Raw genomic sequence first — 19,505 nt, 5'->3', positions numbered from 1 at the left:
TTTGCCCCGCTCACAGGTTCAGCAGAAACATGGCCTTGGCTAGGAACAGAATGGCCAACATGTGCAGCAGCACGCTCAGGTGAATACGGCGCGAGCGTGGCGCGGTCATGCGGCCGTTGCGCATCAGGAAAACCACCAGCAGAAAATGCCCCAGGATGCTCAGCGCCAGGATGATTTTCAGGCTGAGCAGAATGCCGAAGCTGCTGGCCAGTGGCGCATGCAGGGCTGCGCGGTAGTGCCAGGCCAGGCCCAGGCCGGCGGCGTAAAGCACCAGTATGACCCAATGCATGACCTGCCTGGCGCGCTGGCCCAGCGCGCGTGAGAAGCCTGCCTTGGTTGCATCCGGCAGTGCCTGTGTGGCACGGCTGAGAATCATCACTTCGAAGAAGACGCCACCGATGAAGAATGCGGCTGCAGTCAGGTGGGCGAATTTGAGCAATAGATAGAGCATGAGGCGCGCACCGGATCGTGATCGATGCAACGATCATGGCGCTTGCTGCGTTCAGCGCCATGATCAGGATCAAGCCGGCCCTGATTCGTGCAGGCAAAAAGAACCCCGCCTGGATGGGCGGGGTTGAGGGTGCGAGCGTGGCGTGCTCGAAACGGTTTACAGCAGGATGGTGCGGATGTCGGCCAGCAGCTGCGACAGGCGCTGAGTGAAGCGTGCGGCAGCCGCGCCGTTGATCACCCGGTGATCGTAGGACAGCGACAGCGGCAGCATCAGCTTGGGCTGGAAGGCCTTGCCATCCCACACCGGCTGCATGGTTGCCTTGCTGACACCGAGGATCGCCACTTCCGGCGCGTTGACGATCGGCGTGAAGCCGGTGCCGCCAATGTGGCCGAGGCTGGAGATGGTGAAGCAGGCGCCCTGCATGTCATCAGCCGAGAGCTTCTTGGTGCGCGCTTTTTCCGCCAGGGCGGCGGCTTCAGCAGCCAGTTGCAGCAGACTCTTCTGGTCGACGTTCTTGATCACCGGCACCAGCAGGCCGTCCGGCGTATCGACGGCGAAGCCGATATGCACGTACTTCTTGCGGATGATCGCCTTGCCGCTCGGCGCCAGCGAACTGTTGAAGTCCGGCAGTTCCTTGAGCAGGTGGGCGCAGGCCTTGAGCAGCAGCGGCAGCACGGTCAGCTTGACGCCGGCCTTTTCCGCCACGGCCTTTTGCGCGACGCGGAAGGCTTCCAGGTCGGTGATGTCGGCCGAATCGAACTGGGTCACGTGCGGCACGTTGAGCCAGCTGCGGTGCAGGTTGGCAGCGCCGACCTGCATCAGGCGGGTCATCGGTACTTCTTCGATTTCACCGAACTTGCTGAAGTCCACGGCCGGGATCGGCGGGATGCCGGCGCCGCCGGTAGCAGCTGCAGCAGGCGCCTGCGGTGCGGCCTTGGCCTTGTGCATCATGGCCTTGACGTAAGCCTGCACGTCTTCCTTGAGAATGCGGCCTTTCGGGCCGGTGCCGGCGATATCCGCCAGCTCCACTCCGAACTCACGCGCCAGCTGACGCACGGCAGGGCCGGCGTGCACCTTGGCGCTGCTGCGCTTGGGTGCATTGGCCGGGTCGGCAGCTGCAGCCGACAGCGAGGCGATGGCGCGTACTTCTGCGGCCACTTCCGGTGCGGCGCCTTCCGGTACGCGGTGCACTTCCTGGCTGGCTTGCGCCGGCGCAGCGGCCGGTGCAGCGCCCGCGACCTTGAGCTTGAGAATCAGGTCGCCGGTGCCGATCTCGTCATCCAGCTTGACCAGCACTTCTTCCACCACGCCGGCAGCCGGCGAGGGGATTTCCATGGAGGCCTTGTCGGACTCCAGGGTCAGCAGGCTCTGGTCGGCTTCGATGCTGTCGCCGGCCTTGACCATGATCTCGATGACCTTGCCCTTGGCGCTGGAGCCGATGTCCGGCACGCGCACGTCCTGCACGCTGCTGCCGCTCGCTGCGGCGGCCGGTGCAGGGGCTGCGGCGGGTGCGGCAGCTTGCGCCGGCGCGGCCGCCGGAGCCGAGGCCGCCGGAGCAGCTCCTTCGACTTTCAGCTTGAGGATCAGGTCGCCAGTGCCGATTTCATCATCCAGCTTGACCAGCACTTGCTCCACCACGCCGGCAGCCGGCGAGGGGATTTCCATGGAGGCCTTGTCGGACTCCAGGGTGATCAGCGACTGGTCGGCTTCGATGGTGTCGCCGGCCTTGACCATGACTTCGATGACCTTGACCTTGCCGTCGGTGCCGATATCCGGCACGTGCACGTCCTGCACGCTGCTGCCGGTGGCAGCAGCGGCGGGCGCGGCTGCCGGAGCGGCCGCTTGCGGTGCTTCGGCAGGGGCGGCTGCGGCTTTCGGCGCAGGCGCCGCTTGCGCAGCACCTTCGACTTCCAGCACCAGCAGCTCGTCGCCTTCCTTCAGGCGGTCACCGATCTTGACCTTGATTTCCTTGATCACGCCGGCCTTGGGCGAGGGCACTTCCATGGAGGCCTTGTCGGACTCCAGGGTCAGTACGCTCTGATCGGCTTCGATACGGTCGCCGACCTTGACCAGCAGTTCAATCACCTCGCCTTCACCGCCGAGGTCGGGTACGCGAATCAACTCACTCATCGCTACGCTCCTTAGCAGTCCAGGGGGTTGGCTTTGTCGGCGTCGATGCCGAACTTGGTGATGGCATCGGCCAGCACCTTGGCTTCGATTTCGCCGCGGTCTACCAGGGCTTCCAGGGCGGCGAGCACGACCCAGTTACGATCCACTTCGAAGAAGTGACGCAGCTGCTTGCGGCTGTCGCTGCGGCCGAAGCCGTCGGTGCCCAGGACCTTGTATTCCTTGCTCGGTACCCACTGACGAACCTGTTCGGCGAACAGCTTCATGTAGTCGGTCGACGCGATGACCGGACCCTTGCGACCGCTCAGGCACTGCTCGATATAGGTCTGCTGCGGCTTCTGGCCCGGGTGCAGGCGGTTGCGGCGCTCCACAGCCAGACCGTCACGACGCAGTTCGTTGAAGCTGGTGACGCTCCACACATCGGCGCCGATGTTGTACTCGTCACGCAGGATCTTCGCCGCCTCGCGGACTTCGCGCAGGATGGTGCCGGAACCCAGCAGTTGTACGTGGTGCGCGGCCTCCTTGTTGTCTTCCTCGAGCAGGTACATGCCCTTGATGATGCCGTCTTCCACGCCTTGCGGCATGGCCGGCTGCTGGTACGACTCGTTCATCACGGTGATGTAGTAGAAGATGTCCTGCTGCTCTTCGATCATCTGGCGAATGCCTTCGCGGATGATCACGGCGAGCTCGTAGCCGTAGGTCGGGTCGTAGGTACGGCAGTTGGGGATGGTCGAGGCCAGAATGTGGCTATGACCGTCTTGGTGCTGCAGACCTTCACCGTTGAGGGTGGTACGGCCGGCTGTACCGCCGATCAGGAAACCACGGGTGCGGCTGTCGCCGGCGGCCCAGGCCAGGTCACCGATACGCTGGAAGCCGAACATCGAGTAGAAGATGTAGAACGGCAGCATCGGCTGGTTGTGGCAGGAGTACGAAGTACCGGCGGCGATGAAGGAACTCATGGCGCCGGCTTCGTTGATGCCTTCCTCGAGGATCTGACCCTTCTTGTCCTCTTTGTAGAACATCACCTGGTCTTTATCGACCGGCTCGTACAGCTGGCCGACCGAGGAGTAGATGCCGAGCTGACGGAACATGCCTTCCATACCAAAGGTACGGGCTTCGTCCGGGATGATCGGGACGATGCGCTGGCCGAGTTCCTTGTCCTTGACCAGTTGCGCGAGGATGCGCACGAAGGCCATGGTGGTGGAGATTTCGCGGTCGCCCGAGCCGTCGAGGATGGCCTTGAGGGTATCCAGCGGCGGGGTGGGGATGCTGAAGCTCTTCTGCCGGCGCTGCGGGACGAAGCCACCCAGCGCGTTGCGACGCTCGTGCAGGTACTTGTATTCGGCGCTGCCCGGCTCCGGGCGCACGAAGGGCAGGTTTTCCAGCTCTTCGTCCTTGACCGGGATGTCGAAACGGTCGCGGAACTGACGCAGGCTGTCGACATCGACCTTCTTGGTGTTGTGCGCGGTGTTCTTCGCTTCACCGGCGCCGGTACCGTAGCCCTTGATGGTCTTGGCCAGGATCACGGTCGGCTGGCCGCTGTGGTTCACGGCCTGGTGGTAGGCTGCGTAGACCTTGTACGGGTCGTGGCCGCCACGGTTGAGCTTCCAGATCTCGTCGTCGGAGAGATCCTTGACCATCTCCTTGAGCTCCGGGGTGTTGAAGAATTTTTCGCGCACGTAGGCGCCGTCTTTGGCCTTGTAGTTCTGGTATTCACCGTCGACCACTTCGTCCATGCGACGCTGCAGGGCACCGTCCTTGTCCTTGGCGAACAGCGGATCCCAGAAGCGACCCCAGACCACCTTGTTGACGTTCCACTGCGCACCGCGGAACACGCCTTCGAGTTCCTGGATGATCTTGCCGTTGCCGCGCACCGGGCCGTCGAGGCGCTGCAGGTTGCAGTTGATGACGAAGATCAGGTTGTCCAGCTTCTCGCGGCCGGCCAGGGAGATGGCGCCGAGGGATTCCGGCTCGTCGCACTCGCCGTCGCCCATGAAGCACCAGACTTTCTGCTTGCCGGCCGGGATGAAACCGCGGGCTTCCAGGTACTTCATGAAGCGGGCCTGGTAGATCGCCTGGATCGGGCCGAGGCCCATGGACACGGTGGGGAACTGCCAGAAGTCCGGCATCAGCCAGGGGTGCGGGTAGGACGACAGACCTTTGCCATCCACTTCGCGACGGAAGTTCTTCATCTGGTCTTCGCTGATGCGGCCTTCCATGAAGGCGCGGGCGTAGACGCCAGGGCTGGCGTGGCCCTGATAGAACACCAGGTCGCCGCCGTGTTCGTCGGTCGGGGCCTGGAAGAAGTAGTTGAAACCGATGTCATACAGCGTCGCGGAGGAGGCGAAGCTGGAAATGTGGCCGCCCAGATCCGGGTCGTCCAGGTTGGTGCGCATCACCATGGCCAGGGCGTTCCAGCGCACCAGCGAGCGAATGCGGCGTTCCACGAACAGGTCGCCGGGCATGCGCGCTTCGTGGGTTACCGGGATGGTGTTGCGGTAAGGCGTGGTGATCGCGTAGGGCAGTTGCGCACCGCTACGGGTGGCCAGCTCGCCCAGACGGGTCATCAGGTAATGGGCGCGGTCTTCACCCTCACGGTCGAGGACGGATTCAAGGGCGTCCAGCCATTCCTGGGTTTCGATCGGATCGAGGTCTTGCATGGCTTGCTCCAGGGCGGAAAGGCTTCCAGAATCGGAGGCCAGTTGGGTCTCGCCGGCTTTGTGGGCGGGCGAGTTGAAATTCTTGGATTTACCGGGGGTAGGGCCGGCCGCTTGTAGTTTTACTACATTCCGACGACGGATTCAGCCCTCTGGATACAATTCTTTCGTAGTAAAACTACAATCCGCGGCACCGCCGGCCGCGCGTGCCCCGCTGGAGCGGGGCTGCGGGCGATTGCACCGTGCGTCCGGCAGTCCGCTAAAAGGATAGACCATGAGCCTGCCGTTGCTGGTCGAGTTGCCCCCTTCCCTTATCCCCCTGGCCGAACGTGCCGAGCAGTCACTGCAAACCGCTTTGGCCGAACATCAAGCTCTGGCTGAGCGTGTCGCCGCCTGGCCGCAAGAACGCCGCAATGCCTGGCGGCAGGTTTCGGCCTTGAGCGACTTCGTTGCCGAGCAGGCTCAGCGTGATCCGCAGATGTTCGTCGCCCTGGCGGAATCTGGTGAGCTGGAGCGTAGCCTGGCGCCGGGCGAGTTGCGCCAGCAACTGGAAGTGCAACTGAATGAATGCGCCGATGAGGATGCCCTCGGGCGCTGCCTGCGGCGCTTTCGCAATCGCCAGCAGCTGCGCATTATCTGGCGCGACTTCAGTCGCCAGGCGGCGCTCGGTGAAACCTGTCGCGACCTTTCCGATCTTGCCGATGCCTGTATCGATCTGGCCTATCACTGGCTGTATCCGCGTCACTGCGCGCAGTTCGGTACGCCGGTCGGGCGGCGCAGCGGCCAGGCGCAGCACATGGTCATTCTCGGCATGGGCAAGCTGGGCGCGCACGAGCTCAACCTGTCTTCGGATATCGACCTGATCTTTGGCTACCCGGAAGGCGGCGAGACCGAGGGCGTCAAGCGCCCGCTGGACAATCAGGAGTTCTTCATTCGTCTGGGGCAGAAGCTGATCAAGGCGCTCGATGCGATCACCGTCGACGGTTTCGTATTCCGCACCGACATGCGCTTGCGTCCCTATGGTTCCTCCGGCGCACTGGTGTTCAGCTTCAATGCGCTGGAGCAGTACTACCAGGATCAGGGGCGTGACTGGGAGCGCTACGCCATGATCAAGGCGCGCGTGGTCGGCGGTGACCAGGCCGCCGGTGCCGAGTTGCTGGAGATGCTGCGGCCCTTCGTTTATCGCCGTTATCTGGACTTTTCCGCCATCGAAGCGCTGCGTGCGATGAAGCTGCTGATCCAGCAGGAGGTGCGGCGCAAGGGCATGAGCGAGAACATCAAGCTCGGCGCGGGGGGTATTCGCGAGATCGAGTTCATCGCCCAGGCCTTCCAGCTGATCCATGGCGGACGTGACCTCAGTCTGCAGCAGCGGCCGCTGCTCAAGGTGTTGACCACGCTGGAAGGGCAAGGCTACCTGCCGCCGGCGGTGGTTGCGGAGATGAAGGAAGGTTATGAGTTTCTGCGTTATACCGAGCATGCCCTGCAAGGCATCGGTGACCGGCAGACGCAGATGCTGCCGGCCGATGCGCAGGATCAGGCGCGGGTGGCGGCGATCATGGGCTTTGCCGACTGGTCGAGTTTCCATGAGCGCCTGATGCATTGGCGTGGCCGCATCGAATGGCACTTCCAGCAAGTGATCGCCGATCCCGATGAGGATGAGGCGCAGGCCGGCGAAACCGCAGTCGGCGCCGAGTGGCTGCCTTTATGGCAAGGCGCACTGGATGATGAGGCTGCCGTGCTGCAGTTGCAGGAAGCCGGCTTTGTCGAGGCCGTCACGGCCAATCGGCGCCTCGTCGATCTGCGCAGCGGGCCGCAGGTGCGTGCCATGCAGCGGCTCGGGCGCGAGCGTCTGGATGCCTTCATTCCGCGCTTGCTGGCGCAGACCGTCGAGCACGACAAGCCGGATCTGGTGCTGGAACGGGTGCTGCCGTTGGTAGAGAAGGTCGCCCGGCGCTCGGCCTACCTGGTGCTTCTGACTGAAAACCCAGGGGCGCTGGAGCGACTGATCACGCTCTGCGCCGCCAGTCCCTGGATTGCCGAGCAGATAGCCCGCTACCCGTTGCTGCTCGATGAGTTGCTCAATGAAGGTCGGTTGTATTCGCCGCCGCTGGCACCGGAACTGGCGGCCGAGTTGCGTGAGCGACTGGTGCGCATTCCCGAGGAGGATCTGGAGCAGCAGATGGAGGCGCTGCGTCATTTCAAGCTGGCCCACAGCTTACGCGTGGCCGCCTCGGAGATCGCCGGTACGCTGCCTTTGATGAAAGTGTCGGATTACCTCACCTGGCTGGCCGAGGCGATTCTCGATCAGGTGCTGGCTCTGGCCTGGCAGCATACGGTGCAGCGTCATGGTCGGCCGTTCCGTGCAGACGGCACACCGTGCGACCCGGACTTCATCATCGTCGGCTACGGTAAGGTCGGTGGCCTGGAATTCGGCCACGGCTCGGATCTGGACCTGGTGTTCATTCATGATGGCGACCCGCAGGCCGAGACCGACGGCGCCAAGCCCATCGACGGCGCGCAGTTCTTCACCCGGTTGGGCCAACGCATCATCCATTTGCTGACCACTCAGACCACCTCCGGCGCCCTGTATGAAGTGGATATGCGTCTGCGACCATCGGGCGCAGCCGGGCTTCTGGTCAGCTCGCTCGGTGCCTTCCAGCGCTATCAGGAGAACGAGGCCTGGACCTGGGAGCATCAGGCGCTGGTGCGCGCGCGGGTGCTGGTGGGATGTTCGCGTTTGGCCGGCGAATTCGCTCGCGTGCGCGCCGAGGTGCTCGGTCGTCAGCGCGATATCGAGGCGCTGCGCGTCGAGGTCAGCGAGATGCGGGCGAAGATGCGTGACAACCTTGGCAACAAAAATACCGCGGCCGGAACGGCGCCGAATGCCTTCGAGGCCACGTCCTCCTTCGATCTGAAGCAGGACGCCGGTGGTATCGTCGATATCGAATTTATGGTGCAATACGCCGCTCTGGCTTGGTCGTGGCAACACCCGGAGCTACTCGAGTTCACCGATAACATCCGCATTCTGGAAGGTCTGGAGCGGGTCGGTCTGATGGGCGCCGAGGATGCCGCGTTGCTGCGTGAGGTCTACAAAAATTACCGCTCGGCGGCCCATCGCCAGGCGCTGCAGAAGCAGCCTGGAGTGGTGCCGGGGGATCAGTTCCAGGATGAGCGCCGCGCTGTGATGCGCCTGTGGCGCGAACTGGGATTGAGTTGAATGACGGGGCCGCGGCCCCATCTTATTGTGCGAACCGTGAAGCGAATTTGAGGAGCAGGCAAGATGTCGATGTCCGACCGTGATGGCGTGATCTGGTACGACGGCAAACTGGTGCCGTGGCGCGAAGCCAACACCCATGTGCTGACCCATACCCTGCACTACGGCATGGGCGTGTTTGAGGGTGTGCGTGCCTACAACACCCCGGACGGCACCGCGATCTTCCGCCTGCAGGCGCACACCGACCGTCTGTTCGACTCCGCGCATATCTTCAACATGCAGATTCCTTTCACCAAGGAAGAGATCAACGAAGCGCAGCGTGCCGCTGTGCGCGAGAACGGCCTGGAAAGCGCCTACCTGCGCCCGATGGTGTTCTTCGGCAGCGAAGGCATGGGGCTGCGCGCCGCTGGCCTGAAGGTGCACGTGATCGTCGCCGCCTGGCACTGGGGCGCCTACATGGGCGAAGAGGCGCTGGAAGCAGGCATCAAGGTGCGTACCAGCTCCTACACCCGTCACCACGTCAACATCGCGATGACCCGTGCCAAGGCCAACGGCAACTACATCAACTCGATGCTGGCCCTGCAGGAAGCCATCTCTGGCGGTGCCGACGAAGCAATGCTGCTGGATCCGGAAGGCTACGTGGCCGAAGGTTCGGGCGAGAACATCTTCCTGGTCAAGGACGGCGTGGTGTACACCCCGGAAGTGACCTCCTGCCTCAACGGCATCACCCGCAGCACCATCCTGACCCTGGCTGAAGAGCATGGCATCAAGGTGGTCGAGAAGCGCATTACTCGCGATGAGGTGTACATCGCCGACGAGGCGTTCTTCACCGGTACTGCCGCTGAAGTCACGCCGATTCGCGAAGTCGACGGCCGCAAGATCGGCGCCGGCCGCCGTGGTCCGGTCACCGAGAAGCTGCAGAAAGCCTACTTCGACCTGGTCACCGGCAAGACCAGTGGCCACGCCGAATGGCGTACGCTGGTCAAGTAAGCGATTGCTCGAAGGCTCGACGGGGAGGCCTCAAGAGTCCGCCGGTAATCTTGCGAGCTAGCGTCAGGCTAGGCGCAACAGGGGCGAGGGCGTGAGTTTACTGCGGTAAATGAACGCCCGAGGCCCTTTGCAACGACGCATGACCGACGCGCAGCTGATTGCAGGCGGGCTCTGAGCCTCCCCGGTCGTTTCTGGAAAAGATATGAAGATACTGATCGTTGGGCCAAGCTGGGTAGGCGACATGGTGATGGCGCAGACGCTGTTCCAGTGCCTGAAACAGCGCCACCCCGAGTGCGAAATCGACGTGCTGGCGCCGGACTGGAGTCGGCCGATCCTCGAGCGCATGCCCGAGGTGCGTGCCGCGCTGAGCCTGCCGCTGGGGCATGGCGTGCTCGACCTGGCCACGCGCCGGCGTATCGGCAAGTCGCTGGCCGGCCAGTACGACCAGGCGATCCTGCTGCCCAACTCGCTCAAGTCCGCCTTGGTGCCCTGGTTCGCCGGCATCCCCAAGCGCACAGGCTGGAAAGGTGAGATGCGCTATGGCCTGCTCAACGATATCCGCACGCTGGACAAGGAACGCTACCCGCTGATGATCGAGCGCTTCATGGCGCTGGCCTATGAGCCAGGGGCTGTGTTGCCGCAGCCTTATCCGCAGCCGCGCTTGCAGATCGACGAGTCCAGCCGCGACGCGGCATTGGCCAAGTTCGGCCTGCAATTGGATCGCCCGGTGCTGGCGCTGTGCCCCGGCGCGGAGTTCGGCGAGGCCAAGCGTTGGCCGGCCGAGCACTATGCCAAGGTGGCCGAGGTCAAGATTCGCGAGGGCTGGCAGGTGTGGCTGTTTGGCTCGAAGAACGACCATGCCGGTGGCGAAGACATTCGCCTGCGCCTGATCCCTGGGCTGCGCGAGGAAGTCAGCAACCTCTCCGGGCAGACCAGCCTGGCCGAGGCCATCGACCTGATGTCGGCGGCCACGGCCGTGGTGTCCAATGATTCCGGGCTGATGCACGTGGCAGCGGCGCTGAACCGCCCGCTGGTGGCGGTCTACGGTTCCACCTCGCCGGGTTTCACGCCGCCGCTGGCTGATCGTGTCGAGATCGTGCGTCTGGGGCTGGAGTGCAGCCCCTGCTTCGAGCGTACCTGCCGCTTCGGTCACTACAACTGCCTGCGCGAACTCAAGCCGCGGCCGGTGATCGAGGCGCTGGAGCGTCTGGTTGGTGATGCCCTGACCTTGGTTGAGGGCGACTGATTTGCGGGTACTGATCATCAAGACCTCGTCGCTGGGCGACGTGGTGCACACCCTGCCGGCGTTGACTGATGCCGCGCGCGCCATTCCCGGTATTCGCTTCGATTGGGTGGTGGAAGAAGGCTTTGCCGAGATTCCCGCCTGGCATCCAGCCGTGTCCCAGGTGATCCCGGTGGCCATTCGCCGCTGGCGCAAGCATCCGCTGCGCACCTGGCGTAGCGGCGAATGGGCACGCTTCAAGCGGCGTCTGCGGGAAACCCGCTATGACCTGGTGATCGATGCCCAGGGCCTGCTCAAGAGCGCCTGGCTGACCCGTTATGTGTCGGCACCGGTCGCGGGGCTGGATCGCGACTCGGCGCGTGAGCCGCTGGCCAGTCGCTTCTATGATCGCCGCTATGCGGTACCCAAGGATCAACATGCCCTGGAACGGGTGCGCCAGCTGTTCGCCAAGGCGCTCGGTTACACGCTGCCGTCCGGCACGGGTGACTACGGCCTCAACCGTACGGCGATGATGGATGCCGCCGCGCAGCCGTACTTGGTGTTCCTGCATGGCACCACCTGGGCCAGCAAGCACTGGCCCGAAGCTGATTGGCGTGCGCTGGCCGAACGCATGGACGAGCTGGGCTGGGCCGTGCGCCTGCCCTGGGGTAACGAGACGGAGAAGGCGCGTGCCGAACGCATCGCTGCTGGTCTGACACATGCCGCCGTGCTGCCGAAGCTGAATCTGGCTGGTGTGGCCAAGGTTATCGCTGGCGCTAGCGCCTGCGTCTCCGTCGACACCGGGCTCGGCCATCTGGCTGCTGCGCTGGATGTGCCGAACATTTCCCTCTACGGTCCAACCTTGCCCGGCAAGGTGGGCGCCTATGGCCGTAGCCAGATTCACTTGTGCGCCAGCGGCCCGAACGCCGGCAGCGGTGACCGTGACAAGCCCTGCTTCGATGGTCTCGGCGCCGAGCGCGTCGGCCTGGAACTGGAGGCGCTGCTGCTCGCGCCTCCTGGCACCCTATAAGGAGCGGCTATGCAACTGGCCTTCGTTCTCTACAAATACTTCCCGTTCGGCGGGTTGCAGCGCGACTTCATGCGCATCGCCCTGGAATGCCAGGCGCGTGGCCACGCCATTCGCGTCTATACACCGATCTGGGAAGGGGATAACCCCGGCGGCTTCGATGTGCGCGTAGCGCCGGTACGCGCGCTGTTCAACCATCGCCGCAACGAAAAATTCAGTGCCTGGTTGCAGGCTGACCTGAAGCGCGATCCGGTCGACCGGGTGATCGGTTTCAACAAGATGCCGGGGCTGGATGTTTATTACGCTGCCGATGGCTGCTTCGAGGACAAGGCGCAGACCCTGCGCAACCCGATCTACCGCCGCTGGGGCCGCTACAAGCACTTCGCCGATTACGAGCGCGCGGTATTCGCGCCGGAGTCCAAGACCGAGATTCTGATGATCTCCGAGGTGCAGCAGCCGCTGTTCGTCAAACACTACAAGACCCCGCTGCATCGCTTCCACCTGCTGCCGCCGGGCATCGCCCAGGATCGCCGCGCGCCGGCCAATGCTGGCGAGATTCGCGCCGAGTTTCGTCGCGAGTTCAAGCTGGCCGACGATGACCTGCTGCTGGTGCAGATTGGCTCCGGCTTCAAGACCAAGGGCCTGGATCGCAGTCTCAAGGCGCTGGCCGCGTTGCCGCGCGAGCTGCGCAAGCGCACCCGGCTGATCGCCATCGGCCAGGACGATCCCAAGCCCTTCCTGCTGCAGATCAAGGCGCTGGGGCTGTCCGATCAGGTGCAGATTCTCAAGGGACGCAGCGACATTCCGCGCTTTCTGCTGGGGGCCGATCTGTTGATCCACCCGGCTTACAACGAGAACACCGGCACCGTGCTGCTCGAAGCACTGGTTTCCGGCCTGCCGGTGCTGGTAACCGATGTCTGCGGCTACGCCCATTACATCGCTGATGCTGATTGCGGCCGGGTCGTGCCCAGCCCCTTCGAACAGGAACAGCTCAACCGCATGCTCGCCGATATGCTGGCTGATCCCGAGCGCCGTGCATTCTGGGGGCGCAACGGCCTGGCCTATGCCGACAGCGCCGACCTGTATTCGATGCCGCAGAAGGCGGCCGACGTGATCCTCGCTTCGAGGTGCGCGTGAAGCTGATTCTCGCCGAGCCGTTCAAGCGCCTGTGGGCGGATCGCGATGCCTTCGAGGCTGTCGAGGCTTTGCAGGGCCAGGTCTATCGTGAGCTGGAGGGCCGCCGCACCCTGCGTACCGAGGTCGAAGGGCGTGGCTACTTCGTCAAGATCCATCGTGGCATCGGCTGGGGCGAAATCGTCAAGAATCTGCTCACCGCCAAGGCTCCAGTGCTGGGGGCTGCGCAGGAATGGCAAGCCATCCAGCGCCTGACTGAAGCCGGTGTGCCGACCATGACTGCCGTGGCTTACGGTGAGCGCGGCAGCAACCCTGCACGCCAGCACTCCTTTATCGTCACCGAAGAGCTGGCGCCGACCGTCGACCTGGAACAGCTCAGCCTGAACTGGGCACAGCAGCCGCCGAAGCCGACGCTGAAGTGGGCATTGATTCGCGAAGTGGCGCAGATGACTGGCAGTATGCACCGTGCCGGGGTCAATCACCGCGACTGCTATATATGCCATTTCCTGCTGCACACCGATCGACCGATTCAGGCCAGTGATCTGCACTTGTCGGTCATCGACTTGCACCGCGCCCAGGTGCGCAGCACCACGCCACGGCGCTGGCGCGACAAGGACCTGGCCGCGCTGTACTTCTCGGCGTTGGACATCGGCCTGACCCGTCGCGACAAGCTGCGTTTTCTGCGCACCTACTTCCAGCGTCCGCTACGTGAGGTGCTGCGTGAAGAGGCAAGCCTGCTGGCCTGGCTGGAGCGCAAGGCGACGAAACTGTATGAGCGTAAGCAGCGTTATGGGGATGCGCTCTGATGGCTAGCTGGAACCTAGCTCCCGAATATCGTGCGCTCGCAGCAGACTTCGGATCTCTCGAGGCTGTTTTTGCTATCGAAGGGGAGCGCTTGACCAAGGATCCACTGTCGGAGGTCGTGCGCATCGAACGTGACGGTGTTCGCTATTACATAAAGCGCTACTGGGGGGCGGGTAAAGGTCTGCGCCGTTATCTGGGGCGTCCGCGGGTCAAGGCCGAATGGCAGAACCTCAAATTGTTCGCCAAGTGGGGCATCCCTACCGCGCCTATTGTTGCGCATGGTCTTGAGCGCAAGGCAGGAGCGTTTGTGCGTGGCGCGCTGATCACGCGTGAACTGGAGAATACAGTCGATCTTGCTGAAGTCGCCAGTCGTCAGGATCTGCGCTTGGCTGATCGGACATGGGTTCAAATCATCAGTCGGCAGTTGGCCAAGTGCACACGGACGCTGCACGATCACCACTTCACCCACAATGATCTGAAGTGGCGCAATCTGCTGGTCAACGACAAGGCCGAACTGTACTTCATCGATTGCCCCACCGGCAGCTTCTGGTGGGGGCCCCTGCTGCGTTACCGCATCGTCAAGGATCTGGCCTGCCTGGACAAGGTCGCCAAGTACCACCTGTCGCGCACGCAACGCCTGCGTTTCTACCTGCAATACCGCCAGCGCAGTCGGCTGAGTCGTGGTGACAAGCAGCGTGTCCGGCAAATCCTCAAGTTCTTCGAGGGACGTGAATGACGGATTTTATCGCGGCGCAGGATCGCGCCCTGCTCGAACGCCATGGGTTGGCCAGCTTCGATGCCTTGTGGGCACTGAAGCTGGAGGCGGTGGACGTGCCCAATACCGAGCGCGGTGGCTGGAGTACGGTCTATCGTCTTGAGCTGGATGAGCGTGCCTTCTATCTCAAGCGGCAGAGCAATCACCTGACACGCAGCCTACTGCACCCTTTCGGTGAGCCGACCTTCGCCCGCGAGTTCCGCAATATTCGCCGTTATGCCGAGCTGAACATACCGGCCCTGCAGGCTGCTTTCTTTGCTGAGCGCCGAGTTCCGGGCGAGCGGCGTGCTGTTCTCCTGACCCGCGCATTGGACGGCTGGCAGGATCTGGATAGTTGGCTGCCCCGCTGGCACGAGCTCGATGCTCTGCATCGCGGGGCGATCCTGCGCGCCTGTGGTGAGCTGGCGCGACGTCTGCACCAGGCCGGGCAGATGCATGGCTGCTTTTATCCCAAGCATATTTTCCTCCGTGAACAGGACGGCCGGGTCGACGCGCAGCTGATCGATCTGGAGAAAACCCGGCCGCTGCTTCTGGGACGGCGTGATCGGATCAAGGATCTCGAACCGCTGTTGCGTCGCGCCAGAATCTGGAACGAGGCTGAAGTGCGTGAACTGTTGGCGGCCTATCTTGGTGGGGCGGCGGATGTCGACGCCTGGTGGCGCCGGCTCGGTGCGCGCCAGCGTAACAAGGAGGCACGGTGATGAGCTTGCGCGAACTGAGTCAGGCAGGGCGTGCGCCTGCATTACCGCTGACGCTGCAGATCGCTGGTGAGACACTGGTGCTCGAGCGCCTGCTGCGTGTGCTGCCTGGGCAGCGTTATGTCGCGCAGGCTCATTGGCAGGGGCGTCCGGTGCTGGCCAAATTGCTGGTAGGCAGCAAGGCGCAGCGGCATTTTCAGCGTGAGCGGGAGGGTGCCGAGCTGCTGGCCCGACAGGGGCTGGTCACGCCCGAACTCTTGGCGCAGGGCTTCGTCGAGGGGCAGGGCGGTTGGCTGCTGTTCGATTACCTGGACGGCGCGCAGAGCCTCTGGGAGGCCTGGCGCCAGGCGGCTCGCGAGCCGTTGCTGAGCGATGCGCAACAGGCGATCCTGGCTGAGGCGCTGGGGGCGATTGGGCAGATGCATGCTCAGGGCCTGTGGCAGGCCGACCTGCATCTGGACAACCTGCTCCAGCATGAAGGCCGCCTGTATCTGATCGACGGCGGCGGCGTGCGCTGCGAGACGCCTGGGCAGCCACTGTCGCGCGCGCGTGTGCTGGAAAACCTCGGCGTGTTCTTCGCCCAGTTGCCGGCTGAGCTGGACGAGCATCTGGAAGAGTTGTTGATTCACTACCTGCTGGCCAATGGTGAGCATGCGCTGCCGCTGGAAATGCTCCAGGCCGAGATTGCCAAGGTGCGCCGTTGGCGCTTGCGCGACTACCTGAAGAAGGCGGCGCGTGATTGCAGTCTGTTTGCTGCGCGCATTGGCGCCTTCGGCCTGCGCGTGGTGCGCCGTGAGGCAGAGCCGGCGTTGCAACCGCTGCTGGCCGATCTGGACGCTCGCATCGATGCCGGGCATATCTACAAGACCGGTGGTGCCGCTACGGTGGCACGTGTTGAGCTGGACGGTCGGCTGCTGGTGGTCAAGCGTTACAATGTGAAGAGCTGGCTGCACTGGCTCAAGCGCTTCTGGCGGCCCAGTCGCGCCTGGCATAGCTGGATCGAAGGCAATCGCCTGCAACTGCTAGGGTTCACGACGCCGACGCCGCTTGCCGTGATCGAGCGGCGCTGGTGCTGGTTGCGCGGGCGCGCTTACCTGATTACCGACTATTGCGGCGGGCAGGATATAATCGCGCGTTTCGAGGCATACAAGCAGGCCACACCCCCGGAAAACGAGCTGCTGGCGCTTGATCGCCTGTTCGCCGCCCTGTTGCGCGAGCGCATCAGCCACGGTGATTTCAAGGGGCACAACCTGTTCTGGGATGACGTGCAGGGCGCCTGGTCGCTGATCGACCTGGACGCCATGCGCCAGCATCACAGTACGCGCAGTTTCGCCCGGGCCTATGTCCGCGACCGCGCCCGTTTTCTGCGCAACTGGCCGGCGGATTGCGCCTTGCACCAGTTGCTCGACCAACGTTTACCGCAGGTGCCCGGCACCTGCCCGAATTAGAGGCTCAAACCTGTGGCACTGACCATTCTCGGCCTGTCCGGCGCCCTCAGTCACGATCCGTCCGCTGCGCTGTACATCGACGGCAAGTTGATCGCGGCGGTGGAGGAGGAGCGCTTCGTGCGCGACAAGCACGCGAAGAACCGCATGCCCTACGAATCGGCCAAGTTCTGCCTGGAACAAGCCGGGATCAAACCGTCGGACGTCGACGTGGTGGCGATTCCCTTCGCCCCCATCAGCATCTTCGAAAAGGCCCGCTGGCAGTACGCCAAGCGCTATGCCTACGCGCCGGATCGCGCCCTCGATGCGATCCTGTTCGGCAACCGCCGTTACAAGCGCTACAAGAAGCGTATCGAGTGGTGCCTGGTGCAGCTGGGCTTCGACCTGAAGAAGGTCAAGATCGAGCCGGTCGAGCACCACCTGGCCCACGCCTCCAGCGCCTACCACTGCTCGGGCTTCAGGGAAAAGACCGCGATCCTCGGCATCGACGGCAAGGGCGAGTACGCCACCACCTTCTTCGGCTGGGGCGAGAACGGCAAGATCCACAAGATCAAGGAATTCTACGATCCGGATTCCCTCGGCGGCCTGTACGGCGCGATCACCGAGTACCTGGGCTTCGAGATGCTCGATGGCGAGTTCAAGGTCATGGGCATGGCGCCCTATGGCGATGCTGCCAAGTACGACTTCTCGCGCCTGGCCAAGTTCGAGAACGGCGAGCTGATCATCAACACCGAGTACGCCAACGTCATCGGTTTCCGTCGCTACAAGGAAAATGGCAAGGGCTACTACTTCTCGCCCAAGCTGATCGAATGGCTGGGGCCGAAGCGTCAGGGCGACATCGCCGACGATCCCTACATCCATTACGCGGCCAGCATGCAGGCACTGTTCGAGAAGCTGGCGCTGGAGATGATGGAGTACTACTTAGGCGACATCCTCAAGGAAACCGGCAAGATCGCCTTCGCCGGCGGCTGCGCGCTGAACGTCAAGCTGAACCAGAAAATCATCGCCCGCGACGACGTCAAGGAGCTGTTCGTGCAGCCGGCCTCCGGCGATGCCGGCACCGCCGTCGGCGCCGCCGCCTATGTCTCGCACCAGCGCGGCGTACCGGTGGAGAAGATGGAGCACGTCTACCTCGGTCCCTCGTACAGCAACGAGGAGGTCATCGCCGCCTGCGCCAAGCACCCGAACAAGCCGGTGTTCAAGCGCATCGACAATACCCCCGAGCGCATCGCCAAGATCATGGTCGACGGCAACCCGGTGGCCTGGTTCCAGGGCCGCATGGAGTTCGGCCCGCGCGCCCTCGGCGGCCGCTCCATCATCGGCTGCCCGAGCGTGCCGGGCGTGGCCGACCGCATCAACGAGCAGATCAAGTTCCGCGAGCGCTGGAGACCCTTCTGCCCGTCAATGCTCGACACCGTGGCGCCGAAGATGCTCAAGGTGGATCACCCGAGCCCATTCATGACCTTCACCTTCGAGGTGAACGAGGAGTGGAAGGAGCGCGTCGGCGAAGTGGTGCACGAGGATGGCACCTCGCGCGCCCAGGTGCTGGAGCGCCAGTACAACCCGCGCTGGTACGACCTGATGCTGGAGCTGGAGAAGCTCACCGGCAACGGCGTGTCGCTGAACACCTCGCTCAACCGCCGCGGCGAACCGATGATCTGCTCGCCGACCGATGCGCTGAACATGTTCTACGGCTCCGACCTGCAGTACCTGATCATGGAGGACATTCTCGTGGTCAAGGACGGCAAGGACTGGTATGACCAAGTCTGACCAGGCTCATGGCGAGCCCGAGCGTTGGGTGCTGCAGTTCTGCCATGGCTATGACGGCCCCTTCCTGGATTGCGCGCGGCAATACGCCGTGCTGTTCAAGGGCACGCCCTACAAGGTCTGCACGGTTTACCTGACCGGCAAGCCGAGTGCCGAGGTCGAGCGCGGCTCGGCCTCCGACGAGGTGATTTTCCTCGACTACTCCAGCGCTCAGGTGCGCGGCCTCAAGCTGGGGGCGATCCGCGATTTCCGCCGGATCGCCACCTCGCGCCACTTCGCCCTGTGCATCGCCCACCGCTTCAAGCCGATCTACGTCGCGCTGCTCGGCAGCAACCTGCCGGTGATCGGCGTGCATCACGCCTTCGGTGACTACAAGCGTCCTTCCCGACAGCTGTTCGCCAACTTCTTTCGCAAGCGCCTGGCGCTGCTCGGTGTATCCAACGCCGTGCGCGACGACATGCGCGCCTGCCTGCCCGACTGGCCGGCCGAACGCATCGAAACCCTCTATAACCGCATCGACGTCGAGGCCGTGCAGGCCGAGCAGGTATCCCGCGAGGTCGCGCGCGACCATCTGGGTATGCCCCAGGATGCCTGGGTAGTCGGCAACGTCGGTCGTCTGCACCCGGACAAGGACCAGGCCACCCTGATCCGCGGCTTCGCTCTGGCGTTGCCGCAACTGCCGGCAGGCAGTCTGCTCGCGATCATGGGCAGCGGCCGCCTGGAGGTGCAGCTCAAGGCACTGGCGGCTGAACTGGGCGTCAGCGAGGCGGTGCGCTTTCTCGGCCAGGTGCCGAATGGTCGTCGTTATTTCAAGGCGTTCGACGTGTTCGTGTTGACCTCCGACCACGAGCCGTTCGGCATGGTGCTGCTGGAAGCGATGGCGGCCGGGCTGCCGGTGCTGGCGACCGATTGTGGCGGTGCTCCCGAGGTGGTGGGCGAGCCGCAAGCGCTGTTTGCGCTGGGAGACGTAGAGGGCCTGGCGCGACGCTTGTTGGTGCTTCAACAGATGCAAGAAGCGAGAGTGGATGAACCCCGCTTGCGTGATCGTTTCTCCGATGCGCCAGGTCGTACGCGGTTTCATGAAATGATGGGGCGCCTTGGCCTTTTGCCGAATGTCGCCTGATCTCAAAGGTTTACAGACTGGGCCGAGGGCATAGCTTGTGACAACGCGCGGTGCTGTCGCGTCTTTTCAAG

Annotated in this window: 14 protein-coding genes; 11 read left to right on the top strand and 3 right to left on the bottom strand. The window is 63.6% G+C overall.

Annotated features, from left to right (window positions below):
* Positions 1 to 10: 10 nt before the first annotated feature.
* From PSOLE_RS11510 to aceE, 3 genes are all read right to left on the bottom strand, one after another.
* Complete coding sequence (locus PSOLE_RS11510; protein WP_074855120.1) at positions 11 to 451, bottom strand: CopD family copper resistance protein; 441 nt, start codon at positions 449 to 451, stop codon at positions 11 to 13.
* A 156-nt stretch (positions 452 to 607) separates the two neighbouring features.
* Entirely contained in the window at positions 608 to 2,581 is a 1,974-nt protein-coding gene (gene aceF / locus PSOLE_RS11505; protein WP_074855119.1) for a dihydrolipoyllysine-residue acetyltransferase, read from the bottom strand.
* 11 nt (positions 2,582 to 2,592) lie between these two features.
* Positions 2,593 to 5,238: a pyruvate dehydrogenase (acetyl-transferring), homodimeric type gene (gene aceE / locus PSOLE_RS11500; RefSeq protein ID WP_074855118.1), complete on the bottom strand. Its 2,646-nt coding sequence runs from the start codon at positions 5,236 to 5,238 to the stop codon at positions 2,593 to 2,595.
* Between the two features lie 271 nt (positions 5,239 to 5,509).
* Here aceE and glnE point away from each other — a divergent pair, with 271 nt between their 5' ends.
* The 11 genes from glnE to PSOLE_RS11445 all read left to right on the top strand — a co-directional run bounded on the left by glnE (position 5,510) and on the right by PSOLE_RS11445 (position 19,434).
* Positions 5,510 to 8,452, top strand: coding sequence for a bifunctional [glutamate--ammonia ligase]-adenylyl-L-tyrosine phosphorylase/[glutamate--ammonia-ligase] adenylyltransferase (gene glnE, locus PSOLE_RS11495; RefSeq protein ID WP_074855117.1), 2,943 nt, complete (start codon positions 5,510 to 5,512; stop codon positions 8,450 to 8,452).
* Positions 8,453 to 8,515: 63 nt separating this feature from the next.
* Positions 8,516 to 9,439, top strand: a complete 924-nt coding sequence (locus PSOLE_RS11490) for a branched-chain amino acid transaminase (protein ID WP_003459089.1) — start codon at positions 8,516 to 8,518, stop codon at positions 9,437 to 9,439.
* A gap of 202 nt (positions 9,440 to 9,641) precedes the next feature.
* Entirely contained in the window at positions 9,642 to 10,685 is a 1,044-nt protein-coding gene (gene waaF / locus PSOLE_RS11485) for a lipopolysaccharide heptosyltransferase II (protein ID WP_074855116.1), read from the top strand.
* Position 10,686: 1 nt separating this feature from the next.
* Complete coding sequence (rfaC, locus tag PSOLE_RS11480; protein ID WP_074855115.1) at positions 10,687 to 11,691, top strand: lipopolysaccharide heptosyltransferase RfaC; 1,005 nt, start codon at positions 10,687 to 10,689, stop codon at positions 11,689 to 11,691.
* Between the two features lie 9 nt (positions 11,692 to 11,700).
* Positions 11,701 to 12,825 carry a glycosyltransferase family 4 protein gene (locus PSOLE_RS11475; protein WP_074855114.1) on the top strand — a complete coding sequence of 375 codons (1,125 nt, stop codon included), beginning with the start codon at positions 11,701 to 11,703 and terminating at the stop codon, positions 12,823 to 12,825.
* On the top strand, positions 12,822 to 13,628 hold the full coding sequence (rfaP, locus tag PSOLE_RS11470) for a lipopolysaccharide core heptose(I) kinase RfaP (RefSeq protein WP_074855152.1): 807 nt from the start codon (positions 12,822 to 12,824) through the stop codon (positions 13,626 to 13,628). Before PSOLE_RS11475 ends, rfaP begins: the two co-directional genes overlap by 4 nt.
* Entirely contained in the window at positions 13,628 to 14,362 is a 735-nt protein-coding gene (locus PSOLE_RS11465) for a lipopolysaccharide kinase InaA family protein (RefSeq protein ID WP_074855113.1), read from the top strand. Before rfaP ends, PSOLE_RS11465 begins: the two co-directional genes overlap by 1 nt.
* Positions 14,359 to 15,102 (top strand): lipopolysaccharide kinase InaA family protein, encoded by a 744-nt coding sequence (locus tag PSOLE_RS11460; protein ID WP_074855112.1) that lies wholly within the window; start codon positions 14,359 to 14,361, stop codon positions 15,100 to 15,102. Before PSOLE_RS11465 ends, PSOLE_RS11460 begins: the two co-directional genes overlap by 4 nt.
* Entirely contained in the window at positions 15,102 to 16,547 is a 1,446-nt protein-coding gene (locus tag PSOLE_RS11455) for a lipopolysaccharide kinase InaA family protein (RefSeq protein WP_074855111.1), read from the top strand. Before PSOLE_RS11460 ends, PSOLE_RS11455 begins: the two co-directional genes overlap by 1 nt.
* Positions 16,548 to 16,559: 12 nt before the next feature.
* A complete protein-coding gene (locus PSOLE_RS11450) occupies positions 16,560 to 18,314 on the top strand; it encodes a carbamoyltransferase family protein (protein WP_074855110.1) in 1,755 nt (584 codons plus the stop codon).
* Positions 18,301 to 19,434 (top strand): glycosyltransferase, encoded by a 1,134-nt coding sequence (locus PSOLE_RS11445; RefSeq protein WP_074855109.1) that lies wholly within the window; start codon positions 18,301 to 18,303, stop codon positions 19,432 to 19,434. The genes PSOLE_RS11450 and PSOLE_RS11445 overlap by 14 nt, the downstream gene beginning before the upstream one ends.
* Positions 19,435 to 19,505 lie beyond the last annotated feature (71 nt).

This window comes from Pseudomonas oleovorans subsp. oleovorans (assembly GCF_002197815.1).
Taxonomy (GTDB): Bacteria; Pseudomonadota; Gammaproteobacteria; order Pseudomonadales; family Pseudomonadaceae; genus Aquipseudomonas; species Aquipseudomonas oleovorans.
Note: the sequence above shows the minus strand (reverse complement) of the source record. Positions and strands in the feature narration are given on the sequence as shown.